Source organism: Micromonospora acroterricola, assembly GCF_003172955.1.
Lineage (GTDB): Bacteria > Actinomycetota > Actinomycetes > Mycobacteriales > Micromonosporaceae > Micromonospora > Micromonospora acroterricola.
The window spans coordinates 1-14,723 of the sequence record NZ_QGKR01000148.1 but is presented as its reverse complement, the minus strand read 5'-3'; the positions used below and the strand labels follow the sequence as shown (position 1 = coordinate 14,723).

At 70.5% G+C, this 14,723-nt stretch carries 13 protein-coding genes and 1 tRNA gene; 7 read left to right on the top strand and 7 right to left on the bottom strand.

What is annotated here, in order from left to right; genetic code table 11:
* Positions 1-104: 104 nt before the first annotated feature.
* Positions 105-413, bottom strand: a complete 309-nt coding sequence (locus tag DKT68_RS07630; protein WP_236646773.1) for a hypothetical protein — start codon at positions 411-413, stop codon at positions 105-107.
* Between the two features lie 106 nt (positions 414-519).
* Between DKT68_RS07630 and DKT68_RS07625 the strand changes: the two genes are divergently transcribed.
* Positions 520-591 (top strand) — tRNA-Lys (locus DKT68_RS07625).
* 467 nt (positions 592-1,058) lie between these two features.
* A complete protein-coding gene (locus DKT68_RS07615) occupies positions 1,059-3,698 on the top strand; it encodes a TIM-barrel domain-containing protein (protein WP_236646772.1) in 2,640 nt (879 codons plus the stop codon).
* A gap of 177 nt (positions 3,699-3,875) precedes the next feature.
* Here the strand turns inward: DKT68_RS07615 and DKT68_RS07610 are convergent, their stop codons facing one another.
* The 4 genes from DKT68_RS07610 to DKT68_RS07595 form a co-directional block, all read right to left on the bottom strand.
* Positions 3,876-4,214 (bottom strand): hypothetical protein, encoded by a 339-nt coding sequence (locus DKT68_RS07610; RefSeq protein ID WP_201748942.1) that lies wholly within the window; start codon positions 4,212-4,214, stop codon positions 3,876-3,878.
* A 16-nt stretch (positions 4,215-4,230) separates the two neighbouring features.
* Positions 4,231-5,004, bottom strand: coding sequence for a hypothetical protein (locus DKT68_RS07605; RefSeq protein ID WP_109816705.1), 774 nt, complete (start codon positions 5,002-5,004; stop codon positions 4,231-4,233).
* Between the two features lie 105 nt (positions 5,005-5,109).
* Positions 5,110-6,063 (bottom strand): GNAT family N-acetyltransferase, encoded by a 954-nt coding sequence (locus DKT68_RS07600; protein WP_109816704.1) that lies wholly within the window; start codon positions 6,061-6,063, stop codon positions 5,110-5,112.
* Entirely contained in the window at positions 6,060-6,671 is a 612-nt protein-coding gene (locus tag DKT68_RS07595) for a dihydrofolate reductase family protein (protein WP_109816703.1), read from the bottom strand. The genes DKT68_RS07600 and DKT68_RS07595 overlap by 4 nt, the downstream gene beginning before the upstream one ends.
* A gap of 135 nt (positions 6,672-6,806) precedes the next feature.
* Here DKT68_RS07595 and DKT68_RS07590 point away from each other — a divergent pair, with 135 nt between their 5' ends.
* The 3 genes from DKT68_RS07590 to DKT68_RS07580 all read left to right on the top strand — a co-directional run bounded on the left by DKT68_RS07590 (position 6,807) and on the right by DKT68_RS07580 (position 10,106).
* The gene (locus tag DKT68_RS07590; protein ID WP_236646771.1) at positions 6,807-7,706 is read left to right on the top strand and encodes a LysR family transcriptional regulator; all 900 of its coding nucleotides are present in this window, start codon (positions 6,807-6,809) and stop codon (positions 7,704-7,706) included.
* 140 nt (positions 7,707-7,846) lie between these two features.
* Positions 7,847-9,028 carry a low temperature requirement protein A gene (locus DKT68_RS07585; protein ID WP_109816701.1) on the top strand — a complete coding sequence of 394 codons (1,182 nt, stop codon included), beginning with the start codon at positions 7,847-7,849 and terminating at the stop codon, positions 9,026-9,028.
* 28 nt (positions 9,029-9,056) lie between these two features.
* A complete protein-coding gene (locus tag DKT68_RS07580) occupies positions 9,057-10,106 on the top strand; it encodes a P1 family peptidase (RefSeq protein WP_109816700.1) in 1,050 nt (349 codons plus the stop codon).
* Here DKT68_RS07580 and DKT68_RS07575 read toward each other — a convergent pair.
* Positions 10,031-10,816 carry an SAM-dependent methyltransferase gene (locus DKT68_RS07575; RefSeq protein ID WP_236646774.1) on the bottom strand — a complete coding sequence of 262 codons (786 nt, stop codon included), beginning with the start codon at positions 10,814-10,816 and terminating at the stop codon, positions 10,031-10,033. The genes DKT68_RS07580 and DKT68_RS07575 overlap by 76 nt on opposite strands.
* Before the next feature lie 207 nt (positions 10,817-11,023).
* On the opposite strand from DKT68_RS07575, the gene DKT68_RS07570 reads away from it, so the two are divergent.
* A complete protein-coding gene (locus DKT68_RS07570; protein ID WP_109816698.1) occupies positions 11,024-11,488 on the top strand; it encodes a hypothetical protein in 465 nt (154 codons plus the stop codon).
* Between the two features lie 44 nt (positions 11,489-11,532).
* On the opposite strand, the gene DKT68_RS07565 is transcribed toward DKT68_RS07570, so the two are convergent.
* Positions 11,533-13,932 carry a glycoside hydrolase family 65 protein gene (locus DKT68_RS07565; RefSeq protein WP_109816697.1) on the bottom strand — a complete coding sequence of 800 codons (2,400 nt, stop codon included), beginning with the start codon at positions 13,930-13,932 and terminating at the stop codon, positions 11,533-11,535.
* A 187-nt stretch (positions 13,933-14,119) separates the two neighbouring features.
* On the opposite strand from DKT68_RS07565, the gene DKT68_RS07560 reads away from it, so the two are divergent.
* A partial coding sequence (locus tag DKT68_RS07560; protein ID WP_236646770.1) for a phosphatase PAP2 family protein occupies positions 14,120-14,723 on the top strand: 604 nt, incomplete at its 3' end.

Here is a 14,723-nt window from a genome sequence, read left to right as displayed (position 1 = left end):
GTCCGGCGCGGTCCGCCGCGGCGCGGCGCTTGATCGACTCGGTTTCCTGGAAGTCGGGCTGTCCGAGCGGCCGGGACAGCCCGACTTCCTTGATGCCGAGTGGATCAAGGGCGGGGCGACTGCCGCACCCAGCCGTGCTTCTCGTTCTCCCGCCGGCCGGTAGTGGCCGCCAGGCAGCGCGGGCAGATCCAACCAATCGGGTCGGCCTCGGTGAGAACGTCGGTGCCCGAGTAGTCGAAGCGCACGTGCGGAAAGCGACGCAACCGGGTCCGGCTGAGCGCCAACCCGCAGACGGTCTGGTTCTGGCCGGGCAGCCACGCGTGCACCTCGCCAGCCGGCCCGCGTACGTTGTCCGGCCCGATCTCCTCGCCCGACGCCGCCACCGCCGGGGTGCTGCTCAGTCTCATGCCCATCCCGGTTCCCCACCCGCCCGCACCCATGCACGGCGCCGAGCAGGCATCGACGGCCGGCCGGAAGCCGAGAGCCGTCGACGGGCACCGTCCGGTAACCTGAGCGCGCGGGCCGCTAGCTCAATGGCAGAGCTGTGGACTTTTAATCCATAGGTTCAGGGTTCGAGTCCCTGGCGGCCCACTTCTACGCAGGTCAGCGGCCCTTTAGGGGGCCGTTGGAGATGGCGAACTGCGCGTCCCGAACCATCTGCATCGCCCCGCGGGTGCACGTCCAGGTCAGCCAGGAGCGAGGCGCAGGTCCGCCGGGCGTCCCGGACGGTGATCCGCCGGACTCCCGTGTCGCAGCGCCGATCCCAGAAGCGGTGAAGTTGCCGGGTACGACCGCTGACGGAAGAGAGAAGGGACACTCTCCAAGGTCCGTTGACATGCGTTTCGGTCAAGTGACAGCGTTGTCATCGACTCATTTCCTCCATATGAGACGAGGAGCGCACCTTGCTCTATCGGAGTTCACGCCGCCGCGGCGCGACAGCAGCCGCCGCGGCCGGCATCCTCATCACAGGGCTGATACTCGCTCCGTCCGCGCCGGTCCAGGCCAGCCACAACCAGGCGAAAGACGAAGCCGTCCGGTCGGGCAACGCACGTTTCGAAGTGCTGTCCCCGACCCTGATCCGGACCGAGTACCAGAAGGACGGCAGGTTCACCGACGCCGCCACGTTCAACGCCGTCGGACGCCATGACTTCCCCCGTACGCGTTTCACGAAGCACATCGATCACGGCTGGCTCACCATCGACACCGGCGCGATGACGTTGCGTTACCAGGTTGGCTCGGGCACGTTCACCGCCGACAACCTCACGGTGCAGCTCAAGACCGGCAAGCAGGTCGTGCAGGGCCGGCCCTGGGCCGGCCACAGTGCTCCGGACTGCACGTTGGGCGCGCTCTGCGAGACCGAATCGCTGCAGCTGAGCGGTCCCGGCGTGGCCACCGACCACCGGGGATACACCGGGCGGGGCTTCGCGGCCGGTTTCACCTCGTCCGGCGACTCGGTCACGTTCGCGCTCGATGCTCCAGAGAACAGCACGAAGCAGCTCACCGTTCGGTACGCCAACAGCGCCGGCGGTGACGGCCAGACCGTGGCCCGCACCCTGACGGTTCAGGTCGACGGCGACGCCGGCCGCACGCTGACGCTGCCGCCCACCGCGAACTGGGACACCTGGGGCCTGGCCAGCGTGCCGGTCGACCTCACCGCGGGCCGGCACGAGATCAGCGTCGTGCGGGGTCCCAACGACTCCGGCAATGTGAACATCGACAGCCTCGCGGTGGTCGACCCGGGCGATCCGTTCCCGGCGCCGGCCACGCCACAGCCGCAGCCCCTGCGGTTCGGCACGCTGGGCGAGGCGGAGACCGGCGCGCTGACGGGCGGCGCGAGGCCCGCGAACGACCACAACGGCGCTTCCGGTACGGGATTCCTGGCCGGCCTGGAGAGCACCGCGTCCGCCGTCGCGCTCACCGTGACGGATGTTCCGTCCGCAGGTGACTACCAGGTGCAGATCCGCTACGCCAACGGTCAGGCCGGCTCCCAGCCGAGCCAGGCGCGCACCATGTCCATCACGGCGGGTTCGGCGGCGCCGGTCACGGCGACCCTTCCGCCGACCAGCGGCTGGGACTACTGGAACACCGTTTCCGTCCCGGTCCATCTCAGCCGCGGCACCAACACGGTGACGCTGGCGTGCCCCACGGATGCCAGCTGCAACGTCAACGTGGACACGGTCGCCGTCACGAGCGCGGACTCCCCGCTGCTCGCCCCGCACGCGCCGCTCGGCGGCTACCGCCGGGGCCTGGACGGCGTGGACGGTTTCGCGCTCACCGCTCCGGGCCTGCTCTACCAGGACGGCTGGTACCTGCTCGACGACTCGGCCTCGGCCCTGAGCAACACCAAGCCCCGGCCCGCCGCCGAGCAGGACGGCTACGTCTTCGCGTACGGGCAGGACTTCACCCGCGGCTTGAAGGACCTGTCGATCCTGACCGGGCCTACGAAGCTGCTGCCGAAGTGGGCGTACGGGGTGTGGTACTCCGAGTACTACGACCGCACCGCGACCGAGTTCCAGAACCTGGTGGCGCGGGCCAAGGCCGAGGGTGTGCCGATGGATGTGCTTGTTCTCGACACCGACATCAAGGCGCCGGACAGGTGGAACGGCTGGAGCATCGACCCCACCCGGATCCCCGACCCGAAGGCGTTCTTCGACTGGGCCAGGAAGCAGGGCCTGCACACCGGCATCAACATCCACCCCAGCATCCTCGGCTCGGACCCGAAGTTCGCGCAGGCGCAGGCCACCGCGAAGGGCAAGCTGCAGCGCGTCGGCTGCAACGGCGGTGCCGACTGCTACGCGTTCGACTTCGGCGACCCGGACCAGCTCAAGGCGTACATGCAGCTCCACGACGGGATGGTGCCGAAGGGCAGCAAGGGCCCGGACCTCTGGTGGCTGGACTGGTGCTGCGACAACACGAAGTCCTCGCTCGCCGGGGTGACTCCGGACGCATGGATCAATCAGCAGTACGCCGACAAGACCGGTTTCGCGTTCTCCCGGGCGTACGGCTCGCTGCAGGCCGGCGGCTACGGCAGCCCAACCCCGGTGTCGACCGGACCATGGGCCGACAAGCGCACCACGCTGCACTTCACCGGCGACACCACCTCCGACTGGCAGACCCTGCAGATGGAGGTCGGCTACACGCCGGGCGAGTCGGCCGCGACCGGGCTGGCTGCGGTCAGCCACGACATCGGCGGGCACACGGGCGGCCTCCAGGAGCCGGGCAGCGAACCAGGCAGCACCAAACTCCCCGACGACCTCTACGCCCGGTGGGTCCAGTTCGGTACGTTCCAGCCGATCGACCGGCTGCACTCCAACCACAGCGACCGGCTGCCCTGGCAGTACGGCCCGGTGGCGGAAGCGTCGGCCAAGAAGTTCCTGAACCTGCGGGAGAAGCTGCTGCCGTACACCTACGCCGCTGCCCAGGAGGCCACTCGCACGGGTACGCCCATCGTCCGCTCGATGTACCTGGCATACCCGAATGAGCAGGCCGCGTACGCCACCGCCGGTTCCGAGTACCTCTACGGCCCGGACTACCTGGTGGCACCGGTGACGACGCCCGGCGACACCGCCACGACGTCGGTGTGGTTCCCGCCGGGCAACAACTGGACCGACATCTTCACCGGGAAGACGTATCGGGGCGGTACCACGCAGAACATCACCACCACGCTGGACACCATGCCGGTGTTCAAGAAGCACTGAGACGGTCAGTCCCAGAGGGCACCCACCAATGCCAGCCTTCCGAGGCCGGCTTCCAGGACGGGTCCGGACGCCGGCCGGGTGGGGGAACCCACCCGGCCGGCGGGCTCGGCCCTTCCGGCGGCACCGTGAACCGGACGCCGGTCGGCTGCGGCGAAGGGGCGGAGTGCTGCACGCCGGCTATCGACACAGCGAGTCGATCAGTTCCTCAAAGCCGGGGAACTCATCGCGCGCTGCGGTGATGACCTCACCCGCCGACGTGCGATGTGCCGGTGCCCAGCGTTCCGCGATCTCCGTCCGGCGGGCGTCCGGACGGGGCTCATGTTCGTGGTCGGGATATTCCGTTGCCTCCCACGGGCCGAAGCCGTCGGCGAGAAGCCACAGATAGGCCCACAGGTTCTGCGCCACGAGCCCGATCTGGCCCTCGGAACCGAGGAACACCACCGGCTGCTGCTCGATCGGCTCACCGTGACGCACCAGCCAGAAGGCGGCGAGGCCACCGGTGCCCTCCCGGATCACTGCCCCGGGCCCTGTGTCAGTGCGGGTACTTTCCGAAAGCGCTGCTCAAGGCGGTCTCCGCAGTGCAGCTCATCTCGCCCGGGGCCAGCTGGGTGTGCGAGGGCCGCCAGAGCTCCGCTCCCTTCGAGGTGACGCGGGCCAGGATGCAGTCGTACTGCGAGGCTCGCAAGGCGATACCAACCGTGCCCTCCCGCGCGGCGATGTCCTGGCGGATCGCCGGGTCGAGCCGCAGGCCGACGATGGCCGCGCGGACGGCGGCTTCGTTCGAGCCGGCGGGCTGCAGGGCGCTCTTCAGGCGGTCATCGACGCCGGCGAGCGACGGGTCCTTGGTGACCGGTACCGGAGCTCCCGTCGGGCAGGGGATGTCGTTGTCGCGGGTGTCGTTCTCCGGGCCGAGCTGGATACGAAAGCAGATCTGCTCGTCGCGTTCGTTGATCACTGAGCCGTCCGCGCCGATCTCCACGCCATGACCGGCCACCTGGAGCACCAGGCTCACGCCGGTCTGCCAGTGCGTCTCGCCGCTGACCGCGAGGACCTTGACGTCCGAGTGTTGGCCCGCGGAGTGCGCGTACTTGTCAGCCTGGTAGAGGTGGTCGTACTCGAACCGGAAGAGGACCCTGTCGACCTTCTCCGCAGCGTCGGCGACCGCGCTCTCGTGGAGCGCGCTCCTCCGAAGGTCGACGGCACCGCCGATCTTGTCCCTGAGCTGGCCCTCCAGATGGTTGACGAGGTGCCACAACGCGCCGCCCACCAGTGCCACAACCAGGAGCACCACCGCGCCGGACGCCATTCGCCGTGTCCTGTCACCCACGAGCGGAAGTATGCCCGCGCCAGGGAAGCCGCGCCGCCCCCTGGACGTCAGCAGTACGTCAGCGGACAGGGTTCTGTGGCCCGCTCACTGCCAAGCCATGTTGATGGCGCGCTCGAAGTTGACGTAGCCCGCGCGGGCGAAGGCGTTCGCCATGGGGGCGTTACCCAGGTCGGTGGCGGCGCGGATGCGTGGGACGTTCTCGGCGGCCAGAATGCGGGTGCCTTCGGCGAGAAGGCCGTCGACGTAGCCGTGGCCCCGGTGAGCCGGGACGACGCCAAGATAGGCGATCACCGGGTGGTAGGCGTTGCGTGCCGGGACGACGAACCCGACGGGCTCGCCGTCCTCGCCCAACGTGGCGATGCGCCACCACTGACGAGGGCTGGAGTAGGTGGCCAGTTCCTGCTCGTAGTGCTTGACGGCGGCCTCGTCCGGGGACATCTGCGCCAGGTCCATCCGGCTGTGCGCGTCCAGGGTCCCGTCCAGGGTGCGGGTCATCAGCGCGACCAGCTCGTCGGTGTCGCCGGCCGGACGGAAGGCCAGGCGCTGGTCGGGCGTGGGCAGGCCGGCTCCGGGGCGCCATTCCAGGCGCAGCCGTTCGACCGTCAGGCGTGCACCGCCGCTCTCGAGGACGCCCATCCTCAGTCGCACCGCCCGGTACGTGGCCGGGTCCTCGCGCCAGTCCGCCGGGACGAAGCGACCGTACTCGGGCGGGATGGCGCCGGATGGCAGGACCTGCTTCGCGGCCGTCTCGTACAGCGCCTGCGCCACCTCGGTCAGGTCCTCGGCGCCCTCGTCGACGTCGAGGATGTCCAGCAGCATCGGGGTGCTGTCGCCGCTGCGCCCCCACCAGGCCAGTCTGGCCAGCAGGCGGTCGCCGTGCAGGGCCACCCACATCCACTCGGGTCGGCGGCGTCGCTCGGCGAGGTCGTCGGCGAGTTCGTGGTTGATGGTGTACGGCAGACGGTTGAACAGGGCGATCTCGTCCGGCCCCTTGATGGGACGGATAGTGGCGCCGCCGGGGATTGTGCTGCTGGTCATGCTGACTCGTTTCCAGCCGGTGTGCGGGTGTAGGTCAGGAAGAGTGCGCCGCTGTCCAGGACGGTGTGGTCGGTGAGGCGCCAGGTGCGCGGTGCGAAGACGGCGCCGTGGCCGAACAGCGGAATGCCGGCGCCGATGGTCAACGGAGCGAGCTTGACGATCAGCTGATCGATTTCGGGGTAGAGAGCGCCGGCCAGTGCGCCGCCGCCGATCACCCAGACGTCCTTGCCGTCGTGCCGCTTGAGCTCACGCACCGTGGCGATCGGGTCCTCGGACATGACCTCCACGGCTGGGTCCGGACTCCTGTCCAGCGTGCGCGAGAACACCAGGTGGCGCAGGTGCGGATAGGCGTCGGTCACGCCGGCCTTCAGCCCCACCTCGTAGGAGTGGCGCCCTTCCAGGACGGTGTCGAACCGGGTGCCCTCGTCGGCGATGCCGAACGCCTGCCTGACCGGACCCGGCAGGGTCTCCGGATACTCGGCGACGAGGTGGTGCAGGTAGTCGTCCGGAATCGGCCAGAACCCGCCCGGGCCGGTGGGGTCAGCGCCGTCGGGACCGGCGATGAAACCATCCAGGGTTGTGGCGATGTAGTACACGAGCTTGCGCACGAACGTCTCCTTGGCTGAGCTGCCGGATGCTGTTGATCGCTCCGGCGCCCATCAGCGTGCGCGGAGAAGTCCCCGGGTGCAAGATCACGTTTGGTAACGTGCCATAACCCTTCGCTAATGCATGAGACAGGGAATGTGACGGAACTTCGGGACATCGAAATATTTCTCACCCTGGCGGAGGAACTGCACTTCACCCGCACCGCTGAGCGGTTGCATGTGACCCAGGCCCGGGTCAGCCAGGCAATCAAGAAACAGGAACGCCGGATCGGTGCCGCCCTGTTCGAGCGCAACAATCGGCACGTGGCACTGACACCGATCGGCCAACGACTCGTCGCCGACATCCAGCCCATGTACCGGGGACTGTGTGACGGCATGGATCGGGCCAGGCTCGCCGCTCGCGGCAAGACCGGCGTCCTGAGAATCGGGTCCATCGCCGTCAATCTTCAGGATTTCCGCGGCTTGTTCGACGCGTTCGCAAAAGATCACCCCGGGTGCGAGGTGCAGGTACGACATGTCGACTTCGGCGATCCCTTCGGCCGGCTGCGAGCCGGGGACATCGACATGCAGATCGTCTGGCTGCCGGTCAGGGAGCCGGACCTCACCGTCGGCCCGGTCATCTACACCGAACCCGTCGTGCTGGCAGTTGGGACAGTCCACCCACTAGCCAGTCGCGAGTCGGTCTCCTACGAGGATCTGGCAGACCAGACGGTCATGGGTGGGGCCCGGCCCGACTACTGGCGGGAGGTGTTGGTGCCCGTACGCACACCCAGCGGGCGTCTGATCCGCATCGGCCCGTCCGTCTCCAACTTTCAGGAGATGATCCCGATCCTCGCCACGGGCGAAGCCGTCTCGCCCGTCCACGCCCAGGCCGCCCGCTACTACGCGCGGCCAGACATCGCCTATGTGCCCATCCGCGACGCGCCAGCGGCCCGATGGGGACTGATCTGGCGCACCGGCAACGAGACGGAGCTCATCCGATCGTTCGCCAGCACCGCGCACCACCTCAACTCCGTCGAACAGCCTGCCGGGCCGTAACAGCGACCTGCCCTGAGAAGCGAGGACCGGAGCGACAGGCCGATCGCGTAACGCCGGCACGGCCGCAGACCGGGTTCATCGGGCACTGCCGCGTGGTACGAATGCCTCAACGCGGGCAGAAGGCCACAGGACGGGCGACGATGACGACGAGCAGGGCGGGCAGGCTGCTGCGGAAGCCCGAGGATCCGCAACAGGCAACGTTCCTGGAGCTGTTCTTCGACCTGGCGTACGTCTATGTGCTCGCCCAGCTCTCGCAGGTGCTCCGACAGGACCTCACGTGGCCCGGCGCCTTCCACACGTTGGTGTTGCTGCTGGCGGCGTGGTGGGTCTGGTGCAACACGGCCACTGTTCCGGACCGGTTCAACCCGCAGCGGCCGGCGATCCAGCTGCTGATCATCGCGGCCCTGATCGGCAGCCTGGTGATGGCTGTCGCGCTACCGACGGCATTCGGCGCGCAGGGCCTGGTCTTCGCGGGCGCGTACCTCGCCATCCAGGTCGGTCGCAGCGTCGTCCTTCTGCTCGCCCTGCGGGGCCACGAGTCACAGCGCGGTGCGGTACGGACGCTTGTCTGGTTCGGCGTCTCCGCCGTGCCGTGGGTCGCCGGGGCGCTGGTGCACGGCACCGCCCGGAAGGCACTGTGGACGCTGGCGGTGGTTCTCGACTACCTGGCCGGCAAACTCCGCTATCCCACACCGGGCCTGGGTCGCTCGCCGACCTCCGAGTTGCCGAGCGCGGCCGAGCACCTTGCCGAGCGCCACCGGCAGTTCTTCATCATCGCGCTCGGCGAGTTGATCCTGGTCTCCGCCTCGACCTTCGGCGGCAAGGGCTTCGCGCCCGACCGGACCACGGCGTTCGTGGTGTCGATCGCCACCACGGTGCTGCTCTGGCGCATCTACATCTTCCGCGCCGGGGAGTTGTCGGCGGCGGCCATCGCAGGATCCTCCGACCCCGCCCGTCTCGGGCTGTCGGCGTTCTACGCCCACCTGGTCATGGTGGCCGGCGTCGTCGTCACCGCGGTCGGCGCCGAACTCGTCATCGCCCACCCCTCCGGGCACCCGCAGACGGCCTGGACAGCGGTCATCCTCGGCGGGCCCGCGCTGTTCCTGGTCGGGCGCGCCCGCTTCGAGTACGCGGTCTTCGGCCGGGTGTCCCGGGATCGACCGATCGGGCTGCTGGCGTTGGCCGCCCTGGCACCGGTCATGCTCCTCGTACCGCCGCTCCTGGCCGCTCTCGCCGCCAGCGCGGTCCTGGCGGGGGTCGCCATCTCCGACACCGTCCACCAGAGAGGGCGGCCACCCGAGCCGCCGTCACCACCCGACTAGCCGGAGCCATCCCGACAACAGGAGCACCATGGACCAGCTGAGCAGACGCGCCCGCGACCTGGGGATCGTCATCGGGCCACTGCCGACCGGCCGGCACAACGCGATCACCGACGTCGCCGGCATCCTGGTCGGGCACACGACCATCGACGACGGCGCTGACCTGCACACCGGCGTCACCGCCGTCGTGCCGAGCCAACTCGGCGCCGGACGGTGGACCATGCCGGCCGCCGTGTACTCCGGGAACGGCCACGGAAAACTCGTCGGCTCGACACAGGTGGACGAACTCGGCGTCCTGGAGTCACCGATCGTCCTGACCGCCACGCTCTCCGTCTTCCGGGCGGCGGACGCGCTGCTGACGTACCTGATGGGCCGTCGACCCGAGGGCGTGTCGTTCAACCCCCTGGTGGGCGAGACGAACGACGGCCACCTCTCCGACATCTGCCGCCGCCCGATCAACGAGGGACACGTGCTGGCCGCCGTCAACGGGGCGTCCGGCGAGGCGCCGGCGGAGGGCTGTGTCGGAGCCGGCACCGGCACCACGACGCTGGGTTTCAAGGGCGGCATCGGCACCTCGTCGCGGACGGTACGGGTGGCGGACCGTCCGGCCAGCGTGGGTGCCCTCGTCCAGTCCAACTTCGGCGGCGTGCTGACCGCCCTGGGCGTCCCGCTGCCGGCCGAGGAGCTGCTACCGGGCGCCGATCGGGGCGATCCAGCCGGCAACTCCTGCATGATCGTGGTGGCCACCGACGTACCCCTGGACGCCCGCCAGCTCGGGCGGCTCGCCCGGCGGGCGGTCTTCGCGATGGCCCGGGTCGGTGCGTCCTACAGCAACGGCAGCGGCGACTACGCGATCGCGTTCAGCACGGCACAGCCGGACCAGCGTCCCATCCCCGACGGGGAGATCAACCCGGTGTTCGCCGCCGTCCTGGACTCGGTCGAGGAAGCGCTGCTCAACTCGCTCTTCACCGCCACCACGACCACCGGTATGGCCGGTCGTACCAGTCACGCCGTTCCGCACGCGGCGGTGATCCGGCGGTTGTCGGCGGCGGGCCGGCTGACGACGCCGACCCCGGCGTAGCCGTGCGAATCCACGGCCTTCGCCTCGTCGTCCGGCCGCCACCGGGTGGTCTCCACCAGGCCGGGTTCCACCAGGTCGTACCCGGCGAAGAAGCGCAGCGTCTCGGCGTGGGTGCGGGGCACCAGCGGGGCGGTGCTGTTCCGGTACACGGCCTGCCCGCGCTCGGCCAGCTCCGGCGGGATGCCGTCCAGCGTCAGGTGGGACAGCACCAGGTGACTGCCGGGCACGGTGGCGTCGCGGAGCCGTGCGATCGCCGCCCACGGGTCGTCGTCGTCCGGCACGAAGTGCAGGACCGCGAGCAGCAGCACCGCCACCGGGCGGTCCAGGTCGAGCGTGGCCCGCACGTCCGGGTGGGCCAGCAGCTCGTCCGGCCGGCGCAGGTCGCCCTGGACGACCGCGGTTCCGGGTACGCCGGCCAGCAGCTGGCCGGCGTACGAGACGGCGACCTCGTCGTAGTCCACGTAGACCACCCGCGCTTCGGGCGCCACCGTCTGCACCACCTCGTGCACGGTGCCCTGGGTGGGCAACCCGGCCCCGATGTCCAGGAACTGGCGGACGCCCTGCTCGGCGGCGTACCGGACAGCCCGGCGCAGGAAGTGCCGGTTGGTCTGGGCGGCGACCCCGGTCTCCGGGAAGATCTCCAGCACCCGGTCGGCGGCGGCCCGGTCGGCGGCGAAGTTGTGGCTGCCGCCGAGGAAGTAGTCGTACATCCGGGCGACGTTGGGTCGGGCGGTGGCGTCGGTCGTGGTGAAGGCTGGTTGATCGGTCACGACGGGTCCCTTCGACGGCGAAGTCGGATCCCGATGTCTAGCACCCGGCGGAACGACCCGCTGACCCCTCGTGTCGTTGATCCGGCTGCGCCCCTGGTCACCGCCGACCACGGTGGGGGGCCACCGACCCAACGAGGAGGGACGCCGATGACCAGTCAGCGGGAGACCGTGCAGGTCGACCACGACCTGTTCCGCGCCGTGTACGACTCGCCCGCGTCGCTGCCCGGCCAGCACCGGTGGACCACCCCGGAATCGGACGTGCGGCGGCTGGAGAAGCTGCTCGGCATGCCGGCGCGCAGCATCGGCGCCCCGCTCTGGGTCAGCGGCGACGAACCGGACTGCCCGAAGTGCGGCCGGCGCATCACCTGGTACGACATCGTCTCGTCGGCCCTCTCCGGCCTGCACGACAAGGCCATGATCGCCACCGTCATCCTCGGCGAGCGCAAGTACGTCAACACCGAGATCCCGGACGCTATCCCCGGTGTGCGCTGCGCCGACTGCCACACCACGATCGACGGCCTGCGCAGTTTCAAGTGCCACAACTGGGCGTACGCCTTCGAGGCGCTGGAGGCCGTCCGCGAGCGGATGGCCGGCGGCGTGGCGCCGACCTGAACGGACCGCCCCGGGATCCGCTAGAGGACCCGCACGCCGGCGGGTCAGCCGGCCGAGCGGCGGGCGGGCCGGCGACCGGGTGGGGAGTGCGGCTCGGGCCCGGGGTCGGGCACCGGCGGCATCGGCCGGGTCAGCGGCGTGGCACCGGTGACCTGGAGCCGCTCACCGTGGTGCCACACCTCGACGGTGGCGTCCGGGCCCGCGTCGGGCAGCTCGTAGCGGGCCTCGGCCGGGGTCAGCGTGACCCGCAGCCGATGTCCACGCCAGCGCAGGCTGAACGCCAGCCGGTCGATCCGCCGGGGCAGCCGGGGGTCGAAGGAGAGCACTCCCCGGTCGTCGCGCAGCCCGCCGAAGCCCTGCACCAACGCCAGCCACGACCCGGCCAGCGAGGCCAGGTGCAGCCCGTCGGCCGTCTTGTCGCCCAGGTCGGCCAGGTCCTGCGACACCGACTCCGCGAACAGGTCGTACGCCAGGTCGAGGTGCCCGACCTCGGCGGCCAGCACGGCCTGCGGTGAAGCCGACAGCGACGAGTCACGCACCGTGCGGGCCTCGTAGTAGGCCAGGTTGCGGGCCTTCTCCTCGGCCGTGAACTCCCCCGGGCAGAGCTGCATGGCCAGCACCAGATCGGCCTGCTTGACCACCTGTTTGCGATACAGCTCCAGGTACGGGTAGTGCAGCAGCAGCGGATAGTCGTCCTCGCCGGTGTTCGCGAAGTCCCACTCCGGCTGCTCGGTGAACCCGGCGGCCTGCTGGTGCACCCCACGGGCACGGTCGTACGGGATGAAGACCGCGTCGGCGGCGGCCCGCCAGCCGGCGATCTCGGCCGGCTCCACCCCGAGCCGGCCCGCCAGGTCGGGATGGCGCTCGGCGGCGTCCGCCGCGCCCCGCAGGTTGCGCCGGGCCATCAGGTTCGTGAAGACGTTGTCGTCGACCAGCGCGGCGTACTCGTCGGGGCCGGTCACCCCGTGCAGGTGGAAGGCGCCGGTGTCCGACCAGTGGCCGAAGCCGTGCCAGAGCCGCGCCGTCTCCACCAGCAGCTCCAGCCCCGCCTCGGCGAGGAACCGCTGGTCGTCGGTGGCCGCCAGATAGCGCAGCACCGCGTCGGCGATGTCGGCGTTGACGTGCAACGCGGCCGTGCCCGCCGGCCAGTAGCCGGAGCACTCCCGGCCGCCGATGGTCCGCCACGGGAAGGTCGCGCCGGTCAGCCGCAGCTCGGCCGCCCGTTCCCGGGCCTCCGGCAGGTGGGCGTGCCGCCAGCTCAACGCGGAGCGGGCCACCGCCGGGGCCAGGTAGGTGAGCACCGGCAGGACGTAGCTCTCGGTGTCCCAGAGCACGTGCCCGTCGTAGCCGTTGCCGGTCAGCCCCTTGGCCGGGATGGTCCGGTTGGAGTCGGGGCGGCCGGCCTGGATCAGGTGGAAAATCGCGAACCGGATCGCCTGCTGGAGTTCCGGGTCGCCGTCGAGCAGCACGTCGGAGGCCTGCCAGGCCGCGTCCAGGGTGGCGCGCTGGTCGGCGAGCAGGGCGTCGAAACCATCCGCGCGGGCAGCGTCCGCCTCGACCGTGACCAGGTCCGCCAACTCACCGGCGGGCGTGCCGTCGACCGACGCCCACTCGTACGCGGCGAACTTGGTCAACCGCAGCCGCTCGCCCGGTTGGAGCCGGCCGGCGACGGTGAGTCGTACCCGGTCCGGGGTGCAGTCGCCGGTGGCGGTCACCGTGTCCGGCGCATCCAACAGGTGGCTGACGGCCACGGCGACGCGCTGGCCGCTGCGCTCGGTGCGGTGCACCAACACCCCGTCGAGCCCCGCCGTGCGGTACGCCTCGGCGTTCAGCGGGTCGGTGATCACGGAGGCCGCCCGGGGGTCGTCCGAGCGCTCCGGCACCCGCTCGTTCGCCAACAGGTCCGAGCAGACCCGAAGCTCGACCGGGGCGTCCAGCGCCTCCACCTCGTACCGGACGGCGGCGACCGGTCGGCGGGGCAGGGACACCAGCCGCGTGCTGCGGATGCGCACCCTCCGCCCGCCCGGCGAGACCCACTCCGTCTCCCGGCGCAGCACACCGGCGCGCAGGTCGAGCACCCGTTCGTGGCGGCGCAGCGTACCGGTGCGGATGTCCAGCGGCTCGTCGTCGACCCAGAGCCGGATCAGTGCGGCGTTCGGTGCGCTGACAAGAGTGTCGGTGACCTGCGGAAAGGCGTACCCCTCCTCGGGGTGGCTCACCTCGCGCCGCTCGTGGAAACCGTTGACGTAGCTGCCCGGCATCCCGCACGGCGCCCCCTCGTCCAGGACGCCACGCCAACCGACCCACCCGTTGCCCAACGCGAAGATCGACTCGGTCTCGCCCAGCCGCTCCAGGTCGGCCGCCGTGCGTCGGATCCGCCAGGTCTCCTCGTCCACCGCACCGACGTCGGGCGACGGTTGATCGGTGGCAGAACTCGTGTGCACGAAACCTCCCGTGGCGCCGGCGTCCCTCTCCAGCCAAGCAGGGCCGGCTGTGCGATTGCTGGACGAAGGTCGGGAGGACGTCCCGACCTTCGACTCCTGCGCTGCCCCCTGCCGCGTTCCTACCTTCTCTCCCAGATGAGCGAGGTATGAACATCTGGTGAGGTGATGCATGGTCGACACTGGCGACATGGACGTTCCGGGAATCAGCGCCGAGTGGTACCGCGACGTGGTCGACGTCGCGGCCGACAGCCCGCAGCCCGTGCAGTGGCTCGTCGGGCACGGCACCGAGGGGGTGATCCTGCTGCTCGGCGCGCTCCTGCTGGTGGCCGCGCTGGGCCGCCTGACCGGCGGCCCGCACGACCGGGCACTCGCCCTGGTCGCGCCGCTGCCGACCCTTTTGGCGTACGCGGGCAGCGAATGGCTCAAGACCGTGGTGGACGAAGACCGGCCGTGTCGTGCGATGGCCCGGGCCATCATCGCCGGCACCTGCCCACCACCGGGCGACTGGTCGTTCCCCAGCAATCACGCCACCCTGGCCGGAGCACTGGCGGTCACCACGCTGCTGCTCTCCCGCCGGCTCGGTCTGGTCGCGCTGCCGCTGGCCGCGCTGGCCGCCTTCTCCCGGGTTTTCGTGGGCGTGCACTACCCGCACGACGTGGCCGCTGGCGTGCTGCTCGGCGCCCTGGTCGCCGCGCTGGTCACCCCACTGCTGGCCCGCCCGGCCGCCGAGGGGCTACGCCGCCGCGCCGACCGCGCCCGCCGCCCGGTACCGGACCTGGCCGGCCGCCCCC

Bases quoted from the DNA above. Each gene is read 5' to 3' on its own strand.
- DKT68_RS07630 (WP_236646773.1), bottom strand. From the start codon at position 413: ATGGGCATGAGACTGAGCAGCACCCCGGCGGTGGCGGCGTCGGGCGAG.
- DKT68_RS07605 (WP_109816705.1), bottom strand. From the start codon at position 5,004: ATGGCGTCCGGCGCGGTGGTGCTCCTGGTTGTGGCACTGGTGGGCGGC.
- DKT68_RS07600 (WP_109816704.1), bottom strand. From the start codon at position 6,063: ATGACCAGCAGCACAATCCCCGGCGGCGCCACTATCCGTCCCATCAAG.
- DKT68_RS07585 (WP_109816701.1), top strand. From the start codon at position 7,847: ATGACGACGAGCAGGGCGGGCAGGCTGCTGCGGAAGCCCGAGGATCCG.
- DKT68_RS07580 (WP_109816700.1), top strand. From the start codon at position 9,057: ATGGACCAGCTGAGCAGACGCGCCCGCGACCTGGGGATCGTCATCGGG.
- DKT68_RS07575 (WP_236646774.1), bottom strand. From the start codon at position 10,816: ATGTACGACTACTTCCTCGGCGGCAGCCACAACTTCGCCGCCGACCGG.
- DKT68_RS07570 (WP_109816698.1), top strand. From the start codon at position 11,024: ATGACCAGTCAGCGGGAGACCGTGCAGGTCGACCACGACCTGTTCCGC.